This window comes from Streptomyces lucensis JCM 4490, assembly GCF_014650035.1.
Classification (GTDB): domain Bacteria; phylum Actinomycetota; class Actinomycetes; order Streptomycetales; family Streptomycetaceae; genus Streptomyces; species Streptomyces lucensis.
This window is the reverse complement of the sequence record NZ_BMUE01000017.1, coordinates 74,032-96,275: the sequence shown is the minus strand read 5'-3', so window position 1 is coordinate 96,275 and position 22,244 is coordinate 74,032. Positions and strand designations below refer to the sequence as shown.

The window sequence follows — 22,244 nt, the reverse complement described above, 5'->3', positions numbered from 1 at the left end:
TTCTCCAGCGTAGGTCTCAGGGCGTCTTTCCGGCAGTGAGCGTCTCCTCCGAGAGCGTCTCCTCGGTGAACAGCTCCAGCCGGTGGGCCAGCGCCGCGGCCTCGCCCCGGCCCGAGACACCGAGCTTGGCGAGGATGTTGGAGACGTGGACGCTCGCGGTCTTCGGGGAGATGAACAGCGTCTCGGCTATCTGGCGGTTGGTGCGGCCGGCCGCGACCAGGCGCAGCACGTCCCGTTCCCGGCTGGTGAGGCCCAGGGCGGCGGCCGGGTCCGCGGGGGCGAGGGCCTGCCGGGGGGTGCGGGCCAGAGTGAGACGTGCGCGCTGGGCGAGCCGGGCGACGGTGTCGGCGAGCGGGCGTGCGCCGAGGTGGTCGGCGACCGCGGCGGCCAGCCGGAGCACCTCCAGCGCGCGGTCGCGTTCGTCGTCGCCGCCCTGGCTCAGCAACGCCGCGGCGAGGCGGTGGCGGACCCGGGCGAGGTCGTAGGGGCGGTCCAGGCACTCGAAGGCGGTGACCACGGGGGACCAGGCGTCCGGGGTGTCCCGGCTGTGCGCCCGGAGCAGTTCGGCGCGGGTCCACTGGGCGTAGGCCTGCCAGAGCGGGGCGCCGGTGGTGAGTTTCCGCACGGCCTTCTCGAGGCGGTCGAGGATGTCGGCGCGGTCGGCCTGGGCGGCGGGCAGGGAGCGGGCGTCGGCCTCGGCGGTGGCGGCGGCGAGCAGCAGCGGCCAGCCGTAGCGCTGGGTGCCGGGCGGGAAACCGGCCTCCAGGGCGTGGAGCAGTTCGGCGCGGGCGTCGGCGATGCGGCCCTGCGCGGCGGCGACCCCGAGGGCGAGCCGGGCCAGCGGCAGGGACGCCTGGGGCATGGGGTCGTGCGTGCCGTAGTGGGCGCGGGCCGCGGCGAGTTGCCGGTCGGCCTCGGCCAGGTCGCCGCGGCCCAGGGCGAGGTGGGCCAGCTTCAGGGCGCCGGCGCCGCGGGGCTTGGCGCTGTGGCCGACCCGGGTCGCGTGCGCGGCGGCCTCCGCGGCCTGCGGCCACTGGCCGAGCGAGTAGAGCGCGTCGGAGAGGTTGCCCCAGGTCCAGGCCTCGGAGTCCAGCAGGCCGTGCTTGCGGGCGTAGGCGATGCCCTCGCGCATGAGGGGGGCGGCCTCCCGGTCGCGGCCGACGGACTGCAGCTCGGACGGCAGGTTCACGTAGGCGCGGCCCGCGACGTGGTGCACGCCCTCCGCCAGGGCGTCCTGCAGCACCTCCCGCATCTCGGCGAGGCCGGTCTCGGGGTCGCCGGCGTCCACCTTGAGTCCGCTCAGGGTGAGGCGGGCGTGCAGTTCGGTGTCCCGGGCGCCCACCATGCGCGCGTACTCCACGGCCCGCTCCGCGGCGGCGAAGGCCTCGGGCCCCGGGCGGTGCAGCATGGACCAGCCCGCGACGAGGGCCAGCACCTCGGCGTGCACCTCGGAGGGCGGCAGACCGCGCACGAGGTCCTGGGCGGTGGCGAGTTCCTGCCAGCCGTCGCCGCGTCCCTGGGCCTGGACCAGGCGCGAGCGCTGGACCCAGAACCAGGCGGCGCGCAGGGCGTCCGGCTCGTCCTCCAGGAGGCGCAGCGCCCGCTTGGTTATCTTCAGGGCGCGTTCGCGTTCGCCGCCGAAGCGGCCGGCGACGGCCGCCTCGGCCATCAGGTCGAGGTAGTTCAGCGGGGTGGTGGCCGGGTCGCAGCCGCACGGGGGGTAGACCTCGGTGTAGTCGACCGGGCGCAGGGCGCAGCGCACTTCCTGCGGGACGCTGTCCCACAGCTCCATCGCCCGTTCCAGGAGCCGGAGCTGTTCGGTGTAGGCGTGCCGGCGGCGGGCCGCGACGGAGGCGTCCAGGACGGCGGGCAGGGCCTTGGCCGCGTCGTGGGCGTGGTACCAGTAGCTGGCCAGGCGCATCACGCGGGCGTCGGCCGCGACGAGCGCGGGGTCGGCCTCCAGGGCCTCGGCGTAACGGCGGTTGAGGCGGGAGCGCTCGCCGGGCAGCAGGTCGTCGGCCACCGCCTCGCGGACCAGGGAGTGCCGGAAGCGGTAGCCGTCGCCGGCCGGCGTGACGGTGAGGATATTGGCGCCGACGGCGGCGCGCAGGGCCTCGATGAGGTCGTCCTCGGTGAGCTGGGCGACGGCGGCGATCAGCCGGTACTCCACGGTGGAGCCGCCCTCGGCGACGACCCGGGCGACCCGCTGGGCGGTCTCGGGCAGCTTCTCGACCCGGACCAGGAGCAGGTCGCGCAGGGAGTCGGTGAGGCCGTCGCAGCAGCCCTCGCAGCCCGAGACGGCGAGTTCCTCGACGAAGAAGGCGTTGCCGTCGGAGCGTTCGAAGATCTCGTCGACCCGGGCGGGGTCGGGCTCGGCGGCGAGGATCCCGGCGATCTGGCGGGCGACCTCGTCGCGGGTGAAGCGCGCGAGCTCGATGCGGCGGACGGTGCGCAGCCGGTCGAGTTCGGCGAGCAGGGGGCGCAGCGGGTGGCGGCGGTGGATGTCGTCGGAGCGGTAGGTGGCCAGGACGACGAGGCGGCCGGTGCGCAGGGTGCGGAAGAGGTAGGCGAGGAGGTGGCGGGTGGAGGCGTCGGCCCAGTGCAGGTCCTCCAGGACGAGCACGACCGGGTGGTCGGCGGCCACCCGCTCCAGCAGCCGGGCGGTGAGTTCGAACAGGCGGGCCATGCCCTGCTCGTCGTGCCGGCTGGAGGTGGCCTCGCCGAGTTCGGGCAGCAGCCGGGCCAGTTCCTCCTCCTGGCCGGCGCCGGCGGCGGCGAACTCCTCGGGCAGGGCGTCGCGCAGGGCGCGCAGGGCGCTGGAGAAGGGGGCGAAGGGCAGCCCGTCGGCGCCGATCTCCACGCAGCCGCCGAGCGCGACGACCGCCTCCCGGCGGCCCGCGGCCATGGTGAACTCCTCGACGAGGCGGGTCTTGCCGACCCCTGCCTCACCGCCGAGCAGCAGCGCCTGCGGCTCTCCCGCGGCGGCACGGGCGAGCGCGTCGTTCAAGGTGCCCAACTCGTCGGTGCGGCCGACGAACACGGGACTGACTGACCTGGTCTCCACGGTCCCGAGCATCGCACGAGCCCCGGACGGCGGGGCAGCGGTTTTCCACAGCTTCGGTGCGATGGTCGTACCGGTGATCAGGATGGTCGTACGAGCAGACGGAAGGGTCGTACGACTTCGCTGGGAAGTCGTACGACCCTCGGACTGTTGGGGGCCGACCCCCGTGCGGCCCCCGCCCTCGTCCGCGGTCATGCGGTGCGCGGCGGCCGGTGCCGGCGGGGCCGGCCGGTATGGGGCTCGGCGGCCGGGCTCCCGTCGTGGGCGGACTCCGCCCGGCGGGCGGCGCGGCGGCTGCGTGCGGCCTCGCGTGCCAGGCGGTGCTCCTCGGCCTCGCGGATCATCTGGGCCGCGCGCATCCGGTGGTACTCCATCTCGATCACGGTGTGTCCTTCGGGAGAGGCGGTGTGGTGCTTCGCTTTCTGCGATGCCTCAACCTTCGTCTCCGAGGGGGGTGCGCCACATCGGGAGAGTTCCGCATCTTGGGGCCGCCGGCGGCCCGCCGGCGCGCGTAAGGGGGCCTCAGGGGGCCCGTAAGGTACTCACGGACTCCCTAAGGCCCCCGGGACCTGCGGATTCTCAGCCGGCCGACGGCAGGCCGAGCAGTGCGTCGGAGTACTTGAGGACGGCCAGGAGCAGGCCGATGACGCCGAGTGAGACGCCCGCCCAGGCGACCGACCTGCTCCAGGCGGCCTTCGGGCGGCCGGGGGCCGTGAACGCGGACCGCGCGAGCACGACCACGCCGGTGACCAGGGCGGCCAGCGCGAACAGCCCGGCCCACAGCGCGGTGGTGTGCCAGGAGTCGCCGTAGACCTCCTTCAGCTGTGTGGCGACGCTCGCGGACGTGGACGTCCGCAGCTGGCCGACGAGCTGCTCGCGGGCGCCCGCGAGGGTGCCGATCCAGCCGCCGCTGAGCGAGACCAGGCCGAGCGCGGCGGAGACGACGGCACCGGCGCCCTGGCCGACGCCGGAGGGGGCCGTGTCGTCGCCGTCCCGGGTCCCGGCCTTCACGGCCTTCACGGCCTCCGCGGCCTCCGCGGCCTCCGCGGCCTCCGCGGCCTCCTCGGCCTCCTCGGCTTCGGCGGCCCCCTCCCCGGCCGTCCGCCGCTCGGCGGCCCGCTCCTCCCGCTGCTCGGCGGTGCCGGCCTCCGCCGTCGTCCCGTCGGTACGCGCCTCGGTGACGGCCTCGGCGCCTTCCTCAGTCTTCGTTGCCATGCGCGGCACCGTACGGAGCCTCTCTGAGAGGTCCCTTAACGTTCGCCGCGCGCGGTACGCGCGCGTGCCTCACGCCACTCGGGGGCGAGCACCGCCCAGACCTCGGTGCTGGTGCGCACGCCCCGGTGCGGGTAGTTCTCGCGGAGCACGCCCTCGCGGGTCATGCCGAGCCGCCGGGCCACGCCGATGCTCGGCTCGTTGGCCGAGGACGCGTGCCACTCCACCCGGTGCATGCCGCGCTCGTCGAAGGCCCAGTCGAGCAGCACCCGCATGCCGAGCGTGACCAGCCCGCGCCCGGCCGCCGCCGGTTCCAGCCAGCAGCCGGCCTCGCAGACGCCGCTCGGGCTGTCCCAGACGCGGAACAGCACCCCGCCCACGAGCCGCCCGTCCAGCCAGATCCCGTGCAGACTGCCGGCGTCGGCGGCGCGCTTGCCGGCGTAGGACGTCAGCCAGGCGCGGGCTCCGTCCAGGTCGGGCACCGCGTCCGGCAGTCCGATGTGCCGCCCGATGAACTCCCGTCCCCGGTCGATGTGGGCGAGGAGCTCCTCGGCGTGCCATACCTCCAGGGGGCGCAGTTCGGCGCCGCTGTCTCCCAGGGGTGTCGCGTACATCGCGTCGCTGTTCCTTCCGCAGTCGTCCGGCCGGGACCGGGCCGAGCATCTCACGCGCGGCGCGGGACGGTTCAGTCGAACTGGTCGCCCAGCGCCATCACCATCGTCCCGGCGATCAGCAGCCACAGTGCCCTGCGGGTCCGGCCCCTGAGGCCGAGGACCGCGGCGAGGGAGCACACGGCGGCACCGAGCGCGTAGGCGGCGGGCACGAGGGCCGGGGCGGACCCGGTGAGCCGGAGCAGCGCGGCGGCCAGCCCGGCGAGGGTCAGCAGCCCCCCGGTGCCGGCGGCGGTCCAGCGGGCCCGCCGGGCATCCCCCTCCTGCTCCTCCGTGTCCACTCCGGCCGTCTCCGCGTCCAATCCGGCCGTCTCCGTATCCAATCCGGCCGTCTCCGTATCCAATCCGGCCGTCTCCGTGTCCACCTCGGCCATCTCCGGCCGGATGCCGGAATCGGTGCGTCCGCTCATGGCGGTCGAGCGTAGTACCCGCCGCCGGGGAATCCGGATGCGGGCCGCCCCGGCGACCGCTACTCTCCCGCCGTCCGCTACCGGCACACCGCCGCCGACCGAAGAAGGTGCTTTTTTTGACGGTCCGACCGAGCTCCCGCACATGCCTCTTCCGTACGAAGGAACCAAGGAGCCCGTTCACCGATGTCCGACATCACACCGAGGACCCCGGACCCCTCGCCGGCTGACCGCCTCGTCCACCCGCGGTACCCCCGCAGCAACCGCTACGACGCCCGCTGGACCATCGAGAACCAGATGGGCCCGCACGCCCTGTGGCTGCTGGAGTGGCTGGCGCCCGCACTCGGGCTGGACCGGCTGCCGCCCGGCGCCCGGGTGCTCGACCTGGGCTGCGGGCGCGCCATGACGTCCGTCTTCCTGGCCCGCGAGTACGGCGTCCAGGTCACCGCGGCCGACCTGTGGATCAAGCCCGGTGACAACGCCGTGCGGATCGCCGAGGCGGGCGTCGCCGACCGCGTGCTGCCGGTGTCCGCCGAGGCGCACGACCTGCCCTTCGCCGAGGGCACGTTCGACGCGATCGTGTCGATCGACGCCTACCAGTACTTCGGCACCGACGACCTGTACCTGCCCTCGCTGACCCGGCTGCTCAGGCCGGGCGGCCGGATCGGGGTGGTGGTGCCGTCCGTGCGGGAGGAGATCGACGGCACGGAGCCGCCGGAGCACCTCGGGCCGCACTGGGAACCGGACTTCTGGTGCTTCCACTCCCCCGCCTGGTGGCGGCGGAACTGGACGCGCACCGGGGCCGTGACGGTCGAGACGGCCGACTGGCTGCACGACGGCTGGCGCGACTGGCTGCTGTGGAGCGAGGTGTGCGCCGAGCACAGCCCGAGCGAGTTCATGGCGGGCCTGGCCCGGCAGTCCGTGGAACTCCTCCGCGCCGACCGGGAGCGGCTGCTCGGCTTCGCCAGGGTCGTGGGGCGCCGCATGTAGCGGTATGGCCCGCACGGGTCGCCCCGGGCAGCGGTACGGCCCCGGAGGACATGCCTCCGGGGCCGTGACGGTGAGCGCGGGATCAGCCCTCGCTCACGCCCAGCTTCTCGAGGATCAGCTCCTTGACGCGGGCCGCGTCGGCCTGGCCGCGGGTGGCCTTCATGACCGCGCCGACCAGCGCGCCGGCCGCGGCCACCTTGCCGCCGCGGATCTTGTCCGCGACGCCCGGGTTGCCGGCGATGGCCTCGTCGACGGCGGCGGTCAGCGCGCCCTCGTCGGAGACGACCTTCAGACCGCGCTTCTCGACGACCTCGTCGGGGGTGCCCTCGCCCGCGAGGACGCCCTCGATGACCTGGCGGGCCAGCTTGTCGTTCAGGTCACCGGAGTTCACCAGCTCGGTGACCCGGGCGACCTGCTGCGGCGTGATGGCCAGCTCGTCCAGGGCCTTGCCGGACTCGTTGGCGCTGCGCGCCAGCTCGCCCATCCACCACTTGCGGGCGGAGGCCGCGTCGGCACCGGCGTCGATGGTGGCGACGATCGGGTCCAGCGCACCGGCGTTGAGGATCGCCTGCATGTCGGTGGCCGAGATGCCCCAGTCGGCGAGCAGCCGGTTGCGGCGGGCCAGCGGCATCTCCGGCAGCGCGGCGCGGATCTCCTCGACCCACTCGCGCGAGGGCGCCACGGGGACGAGGTCGGGCTCCGGGAAGTACCGGTAGTCCTCGGCCTCCTCCTTCACGCGGCCCGAGGTCGTGGACCCGGTGTCCTCGTGGAAGTGGCGGGTCTCCTGCACGATCGTGCCGCCGCCGTCGAGGACGGCCGCGTGCCGCTGGATCTCGAAGCGGGCCGCGCGCTCCACGGAGCGCAGGGAGTTGACGTTCTTCGTCTCGCTCCGCGTGCCGAACTTCTCGCTGCCCTTGGGCATCAGCGACAGGTTCACGTCGCAGCGCATCTGGCCCATCTCCATGCGGGCCTCGGACACGCCGAGGGCACGGATGACCTCGCGCAGCTCACGGACGTAGGCCTTGGCGACCTCGGGGGCGCGCTCGCCGGCACCGGTGATGGGCTTGGTGACGATCTCGATGAGCGGGATGCCGGCGCGGTTGTAGTCCAGCAGGGAGTGGGACGCGCCGTGGATTCGGCCGGTGGCGCCGCCGACGTGCGTCGACTTGCCGGTGTCCTCCTCCATGTGGGCGCGCTCGATCTCCACGCGGAAGGTCTCGCCGTCCTCCAGCTGCACGTCGAGGTAGCCGTTGAAGGCGATCGGCTCGTCGTACTGGGAGGTCTGGAAGTTCTTCGGCATGTCCGGATAGAAGTAGTTCTTCCGGGCGAAGCGGCACCACTCGGCGATCTCGCAGTTCAGCGCGAGACCGATCTTGATCGCGGACTCGACGCCGGTCGCGTTGACGACCGGGAGCGCGCCGGGCAGGCCGAGGCAGACCGGGCAGGTCTGCGAGTTGGGCTCGGCGCCCAGCTCGGTCGAGCACCCGCAGAACATCTTGGTCTTGGTGCCGAGTTCGACATGGACCTCGAGGCCCATGACGGGGTCGTACGACGCCAGCGCGTCCTCGTACGACACCAGGTCGGTCGTGGTGGTCACGGTGAGTACTTCCCTCTCAGCCCAGCAGGACGTCGTCGTCGCCCAGCCGCTTCAGCTCGCGGTAGAGGATGGCGAGGCCGGTGACGATGGCGACGGCGGACACGGTGGCGTCGATCAGCCGGAGCGTGTCCTGCTCGGCGCGCGCCTTCTTGATCTGCTTGGCCACGCCGAACGCGCCGAACGCGGTCCCGGCCATCGACAGGTACGTGCCGGACTTCGACTTCTTGAAGCCCTTGGCCTTGTTCAGTGCGCTCACAGCGACGGAGCCTCCTCCAGCAGCGGGTGTCCCCACTTTTCCACGAAGGCGGCCTCGACGGCGGCGCCCACCTTGTACAGCCGGTCGTCCTTCATCACCGGGGCGATGATCTGCAGGCCCACCGGGAGGTTGTCCTCCGGGGCGAGGCCGCAGGGCAGGGACATGGCCGCGTTGCCGGCCAGGTTGGTCGGGATGGTGCAGAGGTCCGCGAGGTACATCGCCATCGGGTCGTCGGCGCGCTCGCCGATCGCGAAGGCGGTGGTCGGGGTCGTCGGGGAGACGATCACGTCGACCTGCTCGAACGCCTTGTCGAAGTCCTGCTTGATCAGCGTGCGGACCTTCTGGGCGCTGCCGTAGTACGCGTCGTAGTAGCCGGAGCTGAGGGCGTACGTGCCGAGCATGATGCGGCGCTTGACCTCGGCGCCGAAGCCCGCCTCACGGGTGAGGGAGGTGACCTCCTCGGCGGAGTGCGAGCCGTCGTCGCCGGTGCGCGCGCCGTAGCGCAGGCCGTCGAAGCGGGCGAGGTTCGAGGAGCACTCGGACGGGGCGATCAGGTAGTACGCCGACAGCGCGAGGTCGAAGGACGGGCAGTCCAGCTCGACGATCTCGGCGCCCAGCTCCTTGAGCAGGGCGACGGACTCGTCGAAGCGCTGGATGACGCCCGCCTGGTAGCCCTCGCCGCGGAACTGCTTGACCACGCCGACGCGCATGCCGGCGACGCTGCCGTTGCGGGCGGCCTCGACGACCGCCGGGACCGGCTCGTCGATGGAGGTGGAGTCCAGCGGGTCGTGCCCGGCGATCACCTCGTGCAGCAGCGCCGCGTCCAGGACCGTGCGGGCGCAGGGACCGCCCTGGTCGAGGGAGGAGGAGAACGCCACCATGCCGAAGCGGGACACCGCGCCGTACGTCGGCTTGACGCCGACCGTGCCGGTGACGGCGGCCGGCTGGCGGATGGAGCCGCCGGTGTCGGTGCCGATGGCGAGCGGGGCCTGGAAGGAGGCCAGCGCGGCGGACGAACCGCCGCCCGAGCCGCCGGGGATCTTCGTGAGGTCCCACGGGTTGCCGGTCGGGCCGTAGGCGCTGTTCTCGGTGGAGGAGCCCATGGCGAACTCGTCCATGTTGGTCTTGCCGAGGATGACGACGTCGGCGGCCTTCAGCCGCTTGGTGAGCGTCGCGTCGTACGGCGGGATCCAGCCCTCCAGGATCTTCGAGCCGACGGTCGTGGGCACGCCCTCGGTGGTGAAGATGTCCTTGAGCGCGAGCGGGACGCCGGCCAGCGGGCCGAGCTTCTCGCCGCGGGCCCGCTTCTCGTCCACGGCGCGGGCCTGGGCGAGGGCGCCCTCGCGGTCGACGTGCAGGAAGGCGTGCACCTTCTCGTCGACGGCCTCGATCCGGGCGAGGTGGGCCTCGGTGACCTCGACGGCCGTGAGCTCGCCGGAGGCGATCTTCTCGGCGGTCTGCGCCGCCGTGAGCTTGATGATGTTGCTGTCCGTCATGGTCAGTCCTCCCCCAGGATCTGCGGCACCTTGAAACGCTGCTGCTCCTGGGCCGGGGCGCCGGAGAGCGCCTGCACGGGGGTGAGCGAAGGACGGACCTCGTCCGGCCGCATGACGTTCGTCAGCGGCAGCGGGTGCGAGGTCGGCGGTACGTCTTGGTCGGCGACCTCGCTGACGCGGGCGACCGCGCCGATGATGTCGTCGAGCTGTCCCGCGAAGTGGTCGAGTTCTTCGGGCTTCAGCTCCAGACGCGCCAGCCGGGCGAGGTGGGCGACCTCCTCGCGCGTGATGCCAGGCATGCAGCGATCCTCTGGGGTGAGTGTGTGTGGTTTGGGGCCGGGGGCTGGCATCGCATTCCCGTCGTCCGCCCGAAGGGCGGCCGTGCGGCGTCTGGTGCGTGCGATCGCAAGGCGCCGGAGCGCCCTCGTGGCGGAGCCACGTGGGCGATTCGGCAACGCGGCGAGCGTGCGTGCCAGGCGTCGCACGGCAGGCGGGAATGTGACGCCAGTCCCCAATCCTATGGGGCGACGGGCTGTGCCTGTGAAACGGTTTGCCCGTGGCCCGGCCCGGTGGTGGCCCCGCTCCCCGCTCAGTGGCGCCGGGCGTCCCAGGCCGCGCTCTTCAGGAAGTGGTTGTCGTACAGGTCCTGCACCTCCAGCAGGCTCTCGGGGGTGGCCTCGCCGAGGGCGATGCGCCGGAGGTGGCGGAAGTACTCGAAGCGCTCGGTGCCGGGGGTGAGGACGATGAGCAGGTCGGCGCCGGCTCCGGGTACGGCGGCGAAGGCGTGCGGCCTGCCGGGCGGGACGACGACCAGGTCACCGGGGCCGGCGGTGACCACGTCGTCGCCGGAGAGGATGTCGGCGGCGCCGTCCAGCAGGAAGAACATCTCGGCGGAGTTGTCGTGCCAGTGCGGCTTGGCGCCGTCGGCGCCCGCGCTGAGGGTGACGCGCTGGGTGGACAGGGCGCCGCCGGTGGCGCTGCTGTCGGCCAGCAGGCGGATGGTGGTGGGCGCGCGGCCGACGATCTCGGCCTCGGCCTCGCGGACGATCACGGTCTCGTCGAACTGCGGAACGAACAGCGACATCGGGAAACCCCCTGGTGACTGCGGTGTGGCCGGACGAGGAAGAGCAGCGCGGCACTGATCAGCACGACGACCGCCGTGGCGAGGTGGCCCCCGAACGCGCCCGCCTTCGTACCACCGTGCCGCAGGACCATCACCGTGTCGCCCAGCGGCCCACGAGCGCAGGCCGGAGTTGCCGGTCGGGCACTTCCGGGCGCGCTGACCGCCCGCGACCCCGACGGTGCTCGGCGGCCGGGAGGGCCGCCCGCGGCGGGGACGCTACTCGGCGGCCGGGAGCGCCGCCCGCGGCCGCTGCCAGCCGCGCGAACCGCGAGCCCGCAGCCACGCCGTCGTCTCCTCGGGCGGCATCGCCGCGGCGACGAGCCACCCCTGCACGGCGTCGCAGCCGAGGTCCCGCAGCCGCTCCCACGTCTCGTCGTCCTCCACGCCCTCGGCGACGACGAGCAGGCCCAGCGAGTGCGCCAGGTCCACGGTGCAGCGCACGATCTCCGCGTCCTCGGTGTCGACGGCCAGCCGGGCCACGAAGGACCGGTCGATCTTCAGCTCGCTGACCGGCAGCCGCCGCAGGTGGACCAGGGACGAGTACCCCGTGCCGAAGTCGTCCAGGGACATCTTCACGCCGTGCCCGGTGAGCCCGGCCAGGGTGTCCGCGGCCCGCTGCGGGTCCTCCAGCAGCACGTGTTCCGTGATCTCCAGCTGGAGCGCCCCGGCGGGGACCCCGTGCCGCGCCAGCCGTGCGGCGACCGAGCCCGCGAATCCGGGGGTGTGGACGTCGCGCGGGGAGACGTTGACGGCGACCGGGACCCTCAGTCCCTGTGCCCGCCACCTGGCGACCTGGGCGAGCGCGGTCTCCAGGACGTACTCCGTGAGGTGGGGCATCAGCCCGGAGGACTCGGCGATCGCGATGAACTCGTCCGGCGGCACCTTGCCGCGCTCGGGATGCACCCAGCGCACCAGCGCCTCCAGCCCGGCGACCTGGCCGTCGAAGCGGACCTTGGGCTGATAGTGCAGCTGCACCTCGTGCGCGTCCAGCGCCCGGCGCAGATCGCCCAGCAGTCCGAGGCGGTCCGGTGTGTTGGAGTCCCGCTTGGACTCGTAGACCTCTACGCCGGTGCGGTCCCGCTTCGCCTGGTACATCGCCACGTCCGCCCGCCGCAGCAACCCCTCCGCGTCCCTCGCGTGGTCGGGGAAGACGGCGACGCCGGCGCTGGCCTCCAGGACCAGCGTGAGCCCGTCGAGGTCCAGCGGGGAGCTGAGGTCCGTGACAAGGCCACGGGCGATCCGGGTCGCCGAGGTGGTGGACTCGGCGACGGGCAGTAACACCGCGAACTCGTCCCCGCCCAGCCGGGCCGCCTCCGCCCCGCGCGGCAGGGCGAGCCGCAGCCGGTCGGCGATCTGCAGCAGCAGCCGGTCACCGGCGAGGTGACCGAGGGTGTCGTTCACCGACCGGAACCGGTCGAGATCGATCAGCATGAGGGCGGAGCGGGCGCCGATGCGTTCGGCGTCGTCGAGGGCGGACCAGATCCGCTCCAGCAGCCACTGCCGGTTGGGCAGCCCGGTCAGCGGGTCGCGGAGCTGCTCCTCGGCGCGGGCGCGGGCCATCCACAGGCTCGAGTCGAGCGCGATCAGCGGGATGGCGAACAGCGGGAGCAGGATCGGTTCGGCGTCGGCCACGACACACAGCAGGGGCGCGATGCCGAGCAGCGCGACGGCGAGCAGGCCCTGTCTGACCACGGCGGTGCGGGCGACGGTGGGCACCTTGCTGCCGCGCGGGGCGTGCAGGTACCACAGCAGACCGCGGCTGACGACGAGATAGGCGACGGCGACGAGGCCGAACTCGGGCGCGGTGGTGAGGTTCCAGCTGTGGTGCCGCCAGGGCTCCTCGACGCTCGGGACGCGGCCGAACGCGCCCAGCAGCAGCGCGCCCGCGCCGATGCCGAGGATGTCCACGGCGCCGTGCAGCACGCCCTGGCGCCAGTTGTTGCGCCTGGCGATGCCGACGAGGACGACGACGGTGAGGCTGACCATCCCCGCGGGCACCCAGCCGTACAGCAGCAGCACGGCGAGGGTGAGGGCGGCGCCGGAGCCCGTGCCGCCCCACCAGCGGGCGCGGCCCAGCATGACGAGGTGGCCGACGATGATGCCGGTGAGCAGGGCCAGCGACCAGCCGACCGTGCCGCAGGGGAAGAGGGCGTGGCGGCCGGCGAAGGCGCGGCAGAAGCCGGCGCCGAGGACGACCGCGGCGGCGGCCACGACGGCCGCGGGCAGCGTCGGCCAGGTCGCGTGCCGTTCGGGGTCGGCGCCGCCCGGGCCGGGGGCGGGCCGGACGGCCACGGGTACGGGGGCGTGCGGTGCGGTGGCGGTGCCCGGTCCGGCCGGGCGCGGCTGTCCGCCCCACCGCCCGTCACCCCGCCACGTCTGCCGGATCCCCCGCCACGCGACCACGCGGCGGCGCAGCCGTGAGCCCGGGGCGACGCTCTCGGTCGGTTCCATTCCCGTCCCTCTCACAGCCGGCGGTGCCCACGCCACGCGGTCCGATGCCCGACAGCCATCAGCGGCTCCGCGCCGAAGAAACCTTCCCCGCGCCCCTGCCGGGCACGGAAATGCCCCGGCCGCAGCTGGGCACGGCGGGCGCACATCTCAACAGTAGGCCGCGGAAGGCTTCCACGGGCAGCGGTCGCCGACGGTCGCCCGAATGCGCCCGGGCCACCCGTATGCATCTGATATGCGCCGATCGGGTGGCCTTCAACCGCTACTCCCCGGTCGGAAGCGCGACTTCGGCCGCCGCTTCGGGGCCCTGCTCCAACAGCACGCCGAAAGCGTCCTCGTTCAGAACCGGAACCTTGAGCTGCATGGCCTTGTCGTACTTCGATCCGGGGTTGTCACCCACAACGACGAACGACGTCTTCTTCGACACCGAACCGGTCACCTTCGCACCCCTGCTCTGCAGGGCCTCCTTGGCGCCGTCCCGCGTGTGGTTCTCCAGGGTGCCGGTCACGACGACCGTGAGCCCCTCCAGCGGGCGCGGGCCCTCGTCCTCACCGGTCGACCGGTCCTCCAGCGGGACGCCGGCGGCCTTCCACTTGCGGACGATCTCGCGGTGCCAGTCCTCGGCGAGCCACTCCTTGAGCGCCGCGGCGATGATGGGACCGACGCCGGCGGTGTTCGCCAGCTCCTTCTCCGTGGCCTGTTCGATACGGTCGATCGAACGGAACTCGCGCGCGAGCGCCTGCGCGGCCACGGGTCCCACGTGCCGGATGGACAGTCCGTTCAGGAAGCGGGCCAGCGGGCGCTGCTTGGCCTTCTCGATGTTCTCCAGCAGCGCGAGGGTGTTCTTCTTCGGCTCGCCCTTCTGGTTGGCGAAGACCGTGACGACCTTCTCCTCGCCCGTCTTCGGGTCCCGCTTGGGCAGCCCGCTGTCCGGGTCCAGGACGTAGGCCTTGATGGGCAGCAGCTTCTCCACCGTCAGGTCGAACAGGTCGCCCTCGTCGGCCAGCGGCGGGTCGGCCGGCTCCAGCGGCTGGGTGAGCGCGGCGGCGGCCACGTCGCCGAAGTGCTCGATGTCCAGGCACTCGCGGCCCGCGAGATAGGACAGCCGCCCCCGCAACTGGGCCGGACATGTCCGGCCGTTGGGGCAGCGGAGGTCGATGTCACCCTCCTTCATGGGCCGCAGCGGGGTGCCGCACTCGGGGCACTCGCCCGGCATCACGAACTCCCGCTCGCTGCCGTCCCGCAGGTCGGCCACCGGACCGAGGATCTCCGGGATGACGTCACCGGCCTTGCGCAGGACGACGGTGTCGCCGATCAGCACACCCTTGGCCTTGACGACCTCCTGGTTGTGCAGGGTGGCGAACTCGACCTCGCTGCCCGCGACCCTGACCGGCTCGACCTGCGCGTACGGCGTGACCCGGCCGGTGCGGCCGACGCCCACCTTGATGTCGATGAGCCTGGTGTTGACCTCTTCCGGCGCGTACTTGTAGGCGATCGCCCAGCGCGGCGCCCGCGCGGTGGAGCCGAGGCGGCCCTGGAGGCGGATCTCGTCCAGCTTGACCACGGCGCCGTCGATCTCGTGCTCGACGGAGTGGCGGTGCTCGCCGTAGTACGCGATGAACTCCCGCACGCCGTCCAGGTCGTCGACCACGCGGTTGTGCGAGGAGGTGGGCAGTCCCCAGGTCTTCAGCAGGTCGTACGCCTGGGAGAGGCGGGTCATGCCCGAGAAGCCCTCCAGGGCGCCGATCCCGTGGACGACCATGTGCAGCGGACGGGTCGCGGTGACGCGCGGGTCCTTCTGGCGCAGCGAACCGGCGGCGGCGTTGCGGGGGTTGGCGAAGGGCTTGTCACCGGCCGCGACGAGGCGCTCGTTCAGTTCGAGGAACTTGCCCATCGGGAAGTAGACCTCGCCGCGGATCTCCACCAGGTCGGGGACGTCGTCGCCCTGGAGGCGGTCCGGGATGTCGGCGATCGTGCGGACGTTGGGGGTGATGTCCTCGCCCGTGCGGCCGTCGCCGCGGGTGGCCGCGCGCGTGAGGCGGCCGTGCTCGTACGTGAGGTTGACCGCCAGGCCGTCGACCTTCAGCTCGCACAGGAAGTGGTACTCCTGGTCGCCCAGTTCCCGCGCGATGCGGTCGGCCCAGGCGGCGAGGTCGTCGTCGTTGAAGGTGTTGTCGAGCGAGAGCATCCGCTGGCGGTGCTCGACCGCCGTGAACTCCGTCTCGTACGAGCCCGCGACCTTCTGGGTCGGCGAGTCCGGGGTGCGCAGCTCCGGATACTCGCCCTCCAGGGCCTCCAGAGTCTTCAGGAGCTTGTCGAACTCCGCGTCGCTGATGACGGGAGCGTCCTTCACGTAGTACCGGAAGCGGTGCTCCTCGACCTGCTCCGCGAGCTGCGCGTGCCTCTCGCGGGCCTCGGCGGGCACCGCCGTCGTCTCCGCCTGCTTGTCGCCGGCCACCGTGTTGTCCTCCCGTTACTCTGGGTTGTCCGCGAGGGATCTCGCCGCCCGGACGCAGTGGGCGAGCGCCTGGCGCGCGTAGGCGGGGGAAGCACCCGCCAGACCGCACGCCGGGGTGACCGTGACCGCCTGGGCGAGCAGCCCCGGGTGCAGGCCCAGCCTGCGCCACAACGTCCTGACACCCATGACGCTACCGGCAGGGTCTGACAATGGGGCGTCCGTGCCGGGGACGACACCGGCGAACAGCCGCGTGCCGCCCTCCACCGCCTCCCCGATCGCGTCGTCGTCACGTTCGGTGAGCAGTGCGAAGTCGAAGGAGACGGCGGCCGCCCCGGCCCGGCGCAGCAGGGCGAACGGCACGTCGGGGGCGCAGGAGTGCACGACGACGGGCTCGCCGGCCTGCACGCCGACGACGTCCCGGAGCGTGGCCTCCACGACCTGCCGGTCCACGGCCCGGTGGGTGCGGTAGCCGCTGGCGGTCCGCACCTGGCCGCGCAGGACGGCGGTGAGGGAGGGCTCGTCGAGCTGGAGCACGAGCCGGGCTCCGGGGACGCGGCGCCCTACCTCGGCGAGGTGGAGCCGCAGTCCCTCCGCCAGCGAGGCGGCGAGGTCGCGGCAGGCGCCGGGGTCGGACAGCGCGGACTCGCCGTTCCTCAGCTCCAGTGCGGCGGCCAGGGTCCAGGGGCCGACCGCCTGGACCTTGAGGTCGCCCTCGTAGCCCTGGGTGAACTCCTCCAGGGCGTCCAGGTCCTCCCCGAGCCAGGACCTGGCCCGCTTGGTGTCCCGGCCCGGCCGGTCGCCGATCCGCCAGCCGCTGGGCTCCACGCGCGCGTACAGCTCGACCAGCATCCCGGCGGTGCGGCCGATCATGTCGGCGCCGGGCCCGCGTGCGGGCAGCTCCGGCAGGAAGGGGAAGTCCTCGAAGGAACCGGTGGCGGCCTTGGCGGCCTCGCGGGCGTCGCCACCGGGCAGGGATCCGACACCGGTGGCGCCACCGAACCTGAACACGCTGTTTTGGCTCACCGGGAAAGCCTACGGAACCTCCGGTCCGGGTCAGCGCCCCGGCCGCACCGTCAGGTCGTTCACCTCGGCGTCCCCGGGGAGGTCCAGGGCCATCAGGATGGCCGTGGCCACCGACTCGGGGTCGATCCACCGCCCGGGGTCGTACTCCTTGCCCTCCTGCTGGTGGACCTTGGCCTGCATGGGGCTGGCCGTGCGACCGGGGTAGACCGAGGTGACCCGGACGCCGCCCGCGTGCTCCTCCTCGCGCAGCGAGTCGGCGAGGGCCTTCAGGCCGTGCTTGGAGGCGGCGTACGCGGACCAGCCGGCGTGCGCGTTGAGTCCGGAGCCGGAGTTGACGAAGATCACGTGTCCGCGGGCCGCGCGGAGCTGGGGCAGGAAGTGCCGGGTCAGCTCGGCGGGGGCGATCAGGTTGACGTTGAGCTGGTGGCGCCAGGCCTTGGGGGTCAGCTCGCCGACCGGGCCGAGGTCGATGACCCCGGCGATGTGCAGCAGCGAGTCGACGCGGTCCGGGAGCGTCTGGTGGGAGAACGCCCAGGACAGCTTGTCCGGGTCCGCGAGGTCGCCGACCAGGGTGCGCGCCCCGGGGAACCCGGCCGCCAGTTGCTTCGCCCGGCCCGCGTCGCGCGCGTGCAGCACGAGGTCGTCCCCGCGCGCGTGCAGGCGGCGGGCGACGGCCGCGCCGATGCCGGAGCCGGCGCCGGTGATCACATGAGTAGCCATGCCCGACATGCTCGCATCAGCGGACGTCGGGACCCGCGGCGGCGGGGGCCGACGTCGCGGCCTCCAGGTGGGCCAGGGCCCCGGCGGGCTCCTTGGCGAAGAACACCAGCTCGGACAGCGGGCGCGGCAGGAAGCCCTCCTCCTCCATGCGGCGGAACTGCTCCTCCAGGCCGTCGTAGAAGCCCGCGGTGTTCAGCAGCACGACGGGCTTGTCGGTCCGGCCGTGCTTCTTCAGCTCCAGGATCTCGGTGGCCTCGTCCAGCGTGCCCGTGCCGCCGACCATGATGACCACCGCGTCGGCCTCCTCCAGCAGCAGCTTCTTGCGTTCGGCCAGGTCGGCGGCGACGATCATCGTGTCCGTGCCGGGCCGCGCCTTGTTCGCGAGGAACTCCACGGAGACGCCCAGCAGCCTGCCGCCCGCCTCGTGCACCCCGTCGGCCACCACCTTCATCAGACCGACGTTGGAGCCGCCCCAGACCAGAGTGTGACCGGCCTTGCCGAGCAGTTCCGCGAACTCGCGCGCGGGGCGCGTGTAGCGCTCGTCGAGGTCGGCGGCGGAGAGGAAGACGCAGATGTTCATGCCCCCCACCGTACGCGGGAAGAAGCGCGGAGCAGCCGGTGCTTACCCGGTATGACCCATGGACACGAGATCACCGTCGAACAGGGTGAGCAGCGCGTGCGCGCGGTGCACGGCGGCCAGGTGCTGGCGGAGACCGGCCGGCCGCTGGTGCTGCGCGAGACGGGCTGTCCGGTGCGGTACTACATCCCCGCCGAGGACGTCCGCCTCGATCTGCTCACGCCCTCCGAGACGCACACCGTCTGCCCCTTCAAGGGCACCGCCTCCTACTGGTCGCTGCCGGACGCGCCCGATCTGGTGTGGGCGTACCCCGACCCCAAGCCGGACGTGGCCGCGATCAAGGACCATTTCTGCTTCTACGAGGTCGAAGTGGCGTGACCTTCCACGACACCGACGTGTCGTGAGCGATGAGCCCCGTGCCGTGCGGCAGTCTGCACGGGCATGGACAAGAAGACGACTTCCCGCGACGGCACGTCCCTCGCGTACCAAGTGATCGGCCAGGGGCCGACGGTGGTCCTGGTGAGCGGCGCTATGTCCACCGGCGGCACCGTGGCGCCCCTGGCGCACCGGCTCGCGGACCGCTGCACGGCCGTCGTCTACGACCGCCGTGGCCGCGGCGGCAGCGGTGACACGGCGCCGTACGCGGTGGAGCGCGAGGTCGAGGACCTGGCCGCGCTGATCGACGCGGTGGGCGGCGCGACGGGCCTGTACGGCGTCTCCTCGGGCGGCGCACTGGTGCTGGAGGCGGTGGCGAGCGGACTGCCGGTGCGTCAGGCGGCGGTGTACGAGGTGCCGTTCGCCGACTTCCTGGACGGCGGGGCCGGGAAGCGGGCGTACACGCGGAATCTGGAGCGGGCGCTCGCCGACGGCCGGCGCGGGGAGGCGGTGGAGCTGTTCCTGCGGCTGACCGGCCTCGGCGAGGAGACGATCCGGGGCGCGCGCCAGTCCCCCATGTGGGCCGGGATGGAGTCGGTCGCGCCCAGCCTGGCGTACGACGACGCGGTCATGGGTGACGGCCTGCTGCCCCGGGAGCGGCTGGCCGCGGTCTCCGTGCCGGTCCTGTCGGTCGCGGGCGGGGCGAGCCCCGGGTGGCTGCGCCAGGCGGCCGAGGCGGTCGCGGGGGCCGTGCCCGAAGGCGTGTACCGCACCCTGGAGGGCCAGACGCACGCGGTGGAGCCGGAGGTGCTGGCGCCGGTGCTGGCGGAGTTCTTCACCGGCCGGACGCCGTAGGCGCACGGGGTGCTCCGTGCGCCTACGGCGGGACCGGCCATGGGGACTGGCCATGGGGATGGGTCCGGGCCCGCGGGGGCCGTTTCCCGCACCTGTCCCCCGGACGGGTGCGGGCCCCGCGGGGCCGCTTCCGCGGACCCATCCCCCTGGCTCGCGCGCCGGACGACGTGTGGGGCCGCCGCCTTACGCGCGTTCCTCGGAGCGCGGGCGGGCCAGGTCACCGCACTCCGGGGCCTTTGAGGAGCCGGCGCCCGACGAGGGCGGCTCCCAGCGTGAGGGCGGCGCCGGCCGTGCCCAGGCCGGCCAGGGTGCCGGCATCCGTGCCGGAGTCCCGGCCGTCCGTCGCGGCAGCCGCGGCGGCGCGGACGGACGACTCGCCGAAGCCGCCGGCGTAGCCCTCGCGGTCGTACGCGGACCCGGCCAGCCGGGAGCCGTACGACGAGTGGACGTGCCGCCGGTACCCGGCCACGGTGGTGCCGTGGCCGCCGACCGCCGCCCGCGCCTCGGTGTTGAGCGGCAGCACCCGGTCGCCGCGCAGCACGTACCAGGCGTTGATCTGCGGCTCGCGGAACACCGTGCCGCGGCCGTGCGCCTTGGCGGCGTACGTGGTCTCGTCGGTGCCGGTGGCGATGTTCACCACCTGCCAGCCCCGCTTCGTCCGCACGCTCCACACCGAGGCCCGCCGGCCGTCCGCGCAGAGCGCGTCGCTGGCGACGAACGCGGGCTTGGCGACCGGTGCGCCCTCACGGCCCGCGACGAAGTCGGCGTTCAGGGTGTAGACGGTGGTGCTGGCGCCGGTGAGGCGCGGTGCGGCCTGTGCGGCTCCCCGGGAGGTCCCGGCGCCGTCGTGGCCGGGTGCCTTGGCGAAGAAGCGGCGGAGCACGCCCAGCGTGGCGTCGCTGCCGGCGACGGCCCGGGCGTCGGCGAGCTGACCGGCGCTGTAGGCGCGCGGGACTGCGGGGGTCCCGGTGGCGGCCTTGGCGGAGCCGGCGCCGCTCAGCACGAGCACGGCGGCGGCGAGCGTTCCGGCGGCGGCCGGGCGGGCCAGGGTGCGGATCGGCTTCATGGCGGTCACGCCCCTATCCCGTAGAGCGTGTGGGTCCAGCTGAAGTCCGCGTTGTTCGCGTAGTAGCCGTACGTCGCCCAGTTGTAGCGGTAGTCGTCGGGCCACGGGTCGCCCCAGTACACCCAGCTCCTGGAGGTGTCGTAGCCGTACAGCACCTCCATGTGGCCGCCGCCGGAGCTCCATTGGATGCGGGTCTGCACGGGGCGGCCGGCGTTGATCTCGTTCTGCAGGCCCGAGTAGCCGATGCGGCCCTGGATGTACGTGCCGGGGTTGAGGCCCATCCAGTCGTACGCCCGCTGGTCGTTGGCGAGCGTGGCCTGGTTGTTGGGGCAGGCGGTGTTCTGGCTGTAACCGAAGGCCGCGTCGCAGAAAGCGTTCTGGCTGTAGCCGCGGCCGTGCCAGGCCGCGATGCTGGCACCGCTGGCCGCCCAGCACCAGTTGGTCTTCTGCTGTGCCTGCATGTCGAAGTTCAGCTGGTAGGAGCCGCTCGTGGCCGCCGCCAAGCCGGTGGGGCCGGCCGGGGCCGGGGCGGCGGTGGCGGCGCTCGCCGTGGTCAGTGAGAGGACGGTGGCGAGCAGGCAGCCCGCGAGGGCGGGTCCGCGTCTGCCGCGCTTGCGCGGCGAGCGGGGGACGCTGGGAGACATGGGGCGGTCCTCCCTGGTGGGGTGGGGAAGGGGTGGAAGGAGCGCGTCCGGACGCTTGGCGGAGAGCATCGACGAGTGGCGGAACATGGTCAACGGCCACGATCGGGGTGCGGGCGCCCGTGTGAACGGACGCCGTACGACTGTGAACGCCACGGCACTTACCACTGGTAGCATCGCGGCCCCGCGGACCCGCCCGTGGGCCGGGAAGTGAACATTCACGTCGTGCCGGCGCGCGACGGGGCGAAGGGAAGCTCCCCTTGGTGACATCGCAGGGTGACGAACCGGAAGCGGGGCGCACCCGCCCGGAGTCCGGGTCCGCCCTCCGTGCGCGGGACGCCCACCCGCTACCGCGTGACGCGGCGGAGGCGCGGCTGGCCGAGGCGCTGCGCACCGGCCCGTTCCCGGAGGCGCTGCGGGCCGCACTCGCCGCCCGCGGTCTCGCGCTGCACCGGGTGCGGCACCGGCTGGAGCAACGCGGCATCAATGTCGGAGTGACCAGCCTGAGTTACTGGCAGCGCGGCATCCGCCGGCCGGACCGGCCGGAGTCGCTGCGGGCGGTGACCGCGCTGGAGGAGGTGCTGGAGCTGCCCGAGCACTCCCTGACCCGGCTGCTCGGTCCGCGTGCGCCGGCCGACCAGCCGGTGGCCCGGCCGTTCCGGATGCTGGTGGGCCCGGGCTCGGCGCTGGAGCGGCTGCTCGGCGAACTGGAGGCGCCGCGGGACGGCGGGCTGCACACCGTGCTGCAGTACGAGCGGGTGCAGATCGACGGCGACCGGCGGCTCGCCAGCCGCGAGGCCCAGCACGTGGTGCGGGCGCACCGGGACGGCGTGGACCGCTACACGGCGATCCACGTCGGCGAGGTCGGCTGCGACACCGGGCGGATAGGCGTGGTGGGTGTGGAGAACTGCCGGGTCGGACGGGTGCGGCGGGCGGCCGAGGCCGGGATCCTGGCCGTGGAGCTGCTGTTCGACGCGCGGCTCGGCGCGGGCGAGACGGCGGCGCTGCGCTACCGCTTCGAGGACGGCACGGGCGAGCCGAGCCGCGAGTACTTCCGGGGTTTCTCGTACGCGGGCGGCGGCTACGTGCTCCAGGTCGCCTTCGACCGGGCGGCGCTGCCGGTGCGCTGCCGCCGCTTCGGCCGCCCCTCGGTGCACGTGCCGCCGGAGTTCGTCGCCGACCTGACGCTGAACGCCCACGGCACGGTGCACATCGTGGAGCCGGAGATCCAGCCGGGGCACGTGGGGGTGACGTGGGACTGGGACTGA

General features: G+C 73.4%; 21 protein-coding genes and 1 pseudogene. 4 read left to right on the top strand and 18 right to left on the bottom strand.

Annotation, left to right across the window (positions count from 1 at the left end):
• Positions 1 to 16 precede the first annotated feature (16 nt).
• The 5 genes from IE177_RS29565 to IE177_RS29545 all read right to left on the bottom strand — a co-directional run bounded on the left by IE177_RS29565 (position 17) and on the right by IE177_RS29545 (position 5,354).
• Positions 17 to 3,076: a helix-turn-helix transcriptional regulator gene (locus IE177_RS29565; RefSeq protein ID WP_190018537.1), complete on the bottom strand. Its 3,060-nt coding sequence runs from the start codon at positions 3,074 to 3,076 to the stop codon at positions 17 to 19.
• A gap of 176 nt (positions 3,077 to 3,252) precedes the next feature.
• Positions 3,253 to 3,435: a hypothetical protein gene (locus tag IE177_RS29560; RefSeq protein WP_308431598.1), complete on the bottom strand. Its 183-nt coding sequence runs from the start codon at positions 3,433 to 3,435 to the stop codon at positions 3,253 to 3,255.
• A 205-nt stretch (positions 3,436 to 3,640) separates the two neighbouring features.
• Complete coding sequence (locus tag IE177_RS29555; protein ID WP_190018535.1) at positions 3,641 to 4,276, bottom strand: hypothetical protein; 636 nt, start codon at positions 4,274 to 4,276, stop codon at positions 3,641 to 3,643.
• A gap of 35 nt (positions 4,277 to 4,311) precedes the next feature.
• Entirely contained in the window at positions 4,312 to 4,887 is a 576-nt protein-coding gene (locus tag IE177_RS29550) for a GNAT family N-acetyltransferase (protein ID WP_190018534.1), read from the bottom strand.
• 71 nt (positions 4,888 to 4,958) lie between these two features.
• Positions 4,959 to 5,354 carry a hypothetical protein gene (locus tag IE177_RS29545; protein WP_190018533.1) on the bottom strand — a complete coding sequence of 132 codons (396 nt, stop codon included), beginning with the start codon at positions 5,352 to 5,354 and terminating at the stop codon, positions 4,959 to 4,961.
• Positions 5,355 to 5,537: 183 nt separating this feature from the next.
• Here IE177_RS29545 and IE177_RS29540 point away from each other — a divergent pair, with 183 nt between their 5' ends.
• Complete coding sequence (locus tag IE177_RS29540) at positions 5,538 to 6,341, top strand: SAM-dependent methyltransferase (RefSeq protein ID WP_190018532.1); 804 nt, start codon at positions 5,538 to 5,540, stop codon at positions 6,339 to 6,341.
• Between the two features lie 82 nt (positions 6,342 to 6,423).
• On the opposite strand, the gene gatB is transcribed toward IE177_RS29540, so the two are convergent.
• The 11 genes and pseudogenes from gatB to IE177_RS29490 form a co-directional block, all read right to left on the bottom strand.
• A complete protein-coding gene (gene gatB, locus IE177_RS29535; protein WP_190018531.1) occupies positions 6,424 to 7,938 on the bottom strand; it encodes an Asp-tRNA(Asn)/Glu-tRNA(Gln) amidotransferase subunit GatB in 1,515 nt (504 codons plus the stop codon).
• 16 nt (positions 7,939 to 7,954) lie between these two features.
• A complete protein-coding gene (locus tag IE177_RS29530; RefSeq protein ID WP_190018530.1) occupies positions 7,955 to 8,194 on the bottom strand; it encodes a hypothetical protein in 240 nt (79 codons plus the stop codon).
• On the bottom strand, positions 8,191 to 9,696 hold the full coding sequence (gene gatA, locus IE177_RS29525) for an Asp-tRNA(Asn)/Glu-tRNA(Gln) amidotransferase subunit GatA (RefSeq protein WP_190018583.1): 1,506 nt from the start codon (positions 9,694 to 9,696) through the stop codon (positions 8,191 to 8,193). The genes IE177_RS29530 and gatA overlap by 4 nt, the downstream gene beginning before the upstream one ends.
• Complete coding sequence (gene gatC / locus IE177_RS29520) at positions 9,693 to 9,989, bottom strand: Asp-tRNA(Asn)/Glu-tRNA(Gln) amidotransferase subunit GatC (RefSeq protein WP_190018529.1); 297 nt, start codon at positions 9,987 to 9,989, stop codon at positions 9,693 to 9,695. The genes gatA and gatC overlap by 4 nt, the downstream gene beginning before the upstream one ends.
• Before the next feature lie 290 nt (positions 9,990 to 10,279).
• A complete protein-coding gene (locus IE177_RS29515) occupies positions 10,280 to 10,774 on the bottom strand; it encodes a cupin domain-containing protein (protein ID WP_190018528.1) in 495 nt (164 codons plus the stop codon).
• Between the two features lie 32 nt (positions 10,775 to 10,806).
• Positions 10,807 to 10,923 (bottom strand): annotated as a pseudogene (locus IE177_RS35870) (DUF4267 domain-containing protein); the annotation flags it as partial.
• A gap of 106 nt (positions 10,924 to 11,029) precedes the next feature.
• Positions 11,030 to 13,264: a putative bifunctional diguanylate cyclase/phosphodiesterase gene (locus tag IE177_RS29510; protein WP_190018527.1), complete on the bottom strand. Its 2,235-nt coding sequence runs from the start codon at positions 13,262 to 13,264 to the stop codon at positions 11,030 to 11,032.
• A gap of 259 nt (positions 13,265 to 13,523) precedes the next feature.
• On the bottom strand, positions 13,524 to 15,719 hold the full coding sequence (gene ligA, locus IE177_RS29505; RefSeq protein ID WP_190018526.1) for an NAD-dependent DNA ligase LigA: 2,196 nt from the start codon (positions 15,717 to 15,719) through the stop codon (positions 13,524 to 13,526).
• A 15-nt stretch (positions 15,720 to 15,734) separates the two neighbouring features.
• Positions 15,735 to 16,742, bottom strand: coding sequence for a methionine synthase (locus IE177_RS29500; RefSeq protein ID WP_190018525.1), 1,008 nt, complete (start codon positions 16,740 to 16,742; stop codon positions 15,735 to 15,737).
• A 30-nt stretch (positions 16,743 to 16,772) separates the two neighbouring features.
• Complete coding sequence (locus IE177_RS29495) at positions 16,773 to 17,462, bottom strand: SDR family oxidoreductase (protein ID WP_190018524.1); 690 nt, start codon at positions 17,460 to 17,462, stop codon at positions 16,773 to 16,775.
• 16 nt (positions 17,463 to 17,478) lie between these two features.
• On the bottom strand, positions 17,479 to 18,042 hold the full coding sequence (locus IE177_RS29490) for an LOG family protein (protein ID WP_190018523.1): 564 nt from the start codon (positions 18,040 to 18,042) through the stop codon (positions 17,479 to 17,481).
• 51 nt (positions 18,043 to 18,093) lie between these two features.
• On the opposite strand from IE177_RS29490, the gene IE177_RS29485 reads away from it, so the two are divergent.
• Together IE177_RS29485 and IE177_RS29480 are read left to right on the top strand one after the other, a co-directional pair.
• Positions 18,094 to 18,417 (top strand): DUF427 domain-containing protein, encoded by a 324-nt coding sequence (locus IE177_RS29485; RefSeq protein ID WP_190018522.1) that lies wholly within the window; start codon positions 18,094 to 18,096, stop codon positions 18,415 to 18,417.
• A gap of 63 nt (positions 18,418 to 18,480) precedes the next feature.
• Positions 18,481 to 19,269, top strand: coding sequence for an alpha/beta fold hydrolase (locus tag IE177_RS29480; protein WP_190018521.1), 789 nt, complete (start codon positions 18,481 to 18,483; stop codon positions 19,267 to 19,269).
• Positions 19,270 to 19,486: 217 nt separating this feature from the next.
• Here the strand turns inward: IE177_RS29480 and IE177_RS29475 are convergent, their stop codons facing one another.
• A complete protein-coding gene (locus tag IE177_RS29475) occupies positions 19,487 to 20,335 on the bottom strand; it encodes a hypothetical protein (protein WP_229816334.1) in 849 nt (282 codons plus the stop codon).
• A 5-nt stretch (positions 20,336 to 20,340) separates the two neighbouring features.
• Positions 20,341 to 20,979 (bottom strand): papain-like cysteine protease family protein, encoded by a 639-nt coding sequence (locus IE177_RS29470; protein ID WP_190018519.1) that lies wholly within the window; start codon positions 20,977 to 20,979, stop codon positions 20,341 to 20,343.
• Positions 20,980 to 21,350: 371 nt separating this feature from the next.
• On the opposite strand from IE177_RS29470, the gene IE177_RS29465 reads away from it, so the two are divergent.
• The gene (locus IE177_RS29465) at positions 21,351 to 22,244 is read left to right on the top strand and encodes a hypothetical protein (protein ID WP_190018582.1); all 894 of its coding nucleotides are present in this window, start codon (positions 21,351 to 21,353) and stop codon (positions 22,242 to 22,244) included.

Excerpts from the sequence above, each read along its gene's own strand:
- IE177_RS29550 (WP_190018534.1), bottom strand. The coding sequence starts at position 4,887 with ATGTACGCGACACCCCTGGGAGACAGCGGCGCCGAACTGCGCCCCCTG.
- IE177_RS29490 (WP_190018523.1), bottom strand. The coding sequence starts at position 18,042 with ATGAACATCTGCGTCTTCCTCTCCGCCGCCGACCTCGACGAGCGCTAC.
- IE177_RS29475 (WP_229816334.1), bottom strand. The coding sequence starts at position 20,335 with ATGAAGCCGATCCGCACCCTGGCCCGCCCGGCCGCCGCCGGAACGCTC.
- IE177_RS29555 (WP_190018535.1), bottom strand. The coding sequence starts at position 4,276 with ATGGCAACGAAGACTGAGGAAGGCGCCGAGGCCGTCACCGAGGCGCGT.
- IE177_RS29560 (WP_308431598.1), bottom strand. The coding sequence starts at position 3,435 with ATGGAGTACCACCGGATGCGCGCGGCCCAGATGATCCGCGAGGCCGAG.
- IE177_RS29540 (WP_190018532.1), top strand. The coding sequence starts at position 5,538 with ATGTCCGACATCACACCGAGGACCCCGGACCCCTCGCCGGCTGACCGC.
- gatC (WP_190018529.1), bottom strand. The coding sequence starts at position 9,989 with ATGCCTGGCATCACGCGCGAGGAGGTCGCCCACCTCGCCCGGCTGGCG.
- IE177_RS29485 (WP_190018522.1), top strand. The coding sequence starts at position 18,094 with ATGACCCATGGACACGAGATCACCGTCGAACAGGGTGAGCAGCGCGTG.
- IE177_RS29510 (WP_190018527.1), bottom strand. The coding sequence starts at position 13,264 with ATGGAACCGACCGAGAGCGTCGCCCCGGGCTCACGGCTGCGCCGCCGC.
- IE177_RS29515 (WP_190018528.1), bottom strand. The coding sequence starts at position 10,774 with ATGTCGCTGTTCGTTCCGCAGTTCGACGAGACCGTGATCGTCCGCGAG.
- IE177_RS29480 (WP_190018521.1), top strand. The coding sequence starts at position 18,481 with ATGGACAAGAAGACGACTTCCCGCGACGGCACGTCCCTCGCGTACCAA.
- IE177_RS29470 (WP_190018519.1), bottom strand. The coding sequence starts at position 20,979 with ATGTCTCCCAGCGTCCCCCGCTCGCCGCGCAAGCGCGGCAGACGCGGA.
- IE177_RS29545 (WP_190018533.1), bottom strand. The coding sequence starts at position 5,354 with ATGAGCGGACGCACCGATTCCGGCATCCGGCCGGAGATGGCCGAGGTG.
- IE177_RS29495 (WP_190018524.1), bottom strand. The coding sequence starts at position 17,462 with ATGGCTACTCATGTGATCACCGGCGCCGGCTCCGGCATCGGCGCGGCC.
- IE177_RS29565 (WP_190018537.1), bottom strand. The coding sequence starts at position 3,076 with ATGCTCGGGACCGTGGAGACCAGGTCAGTCAGTCCCGTGTTCGTCGGC.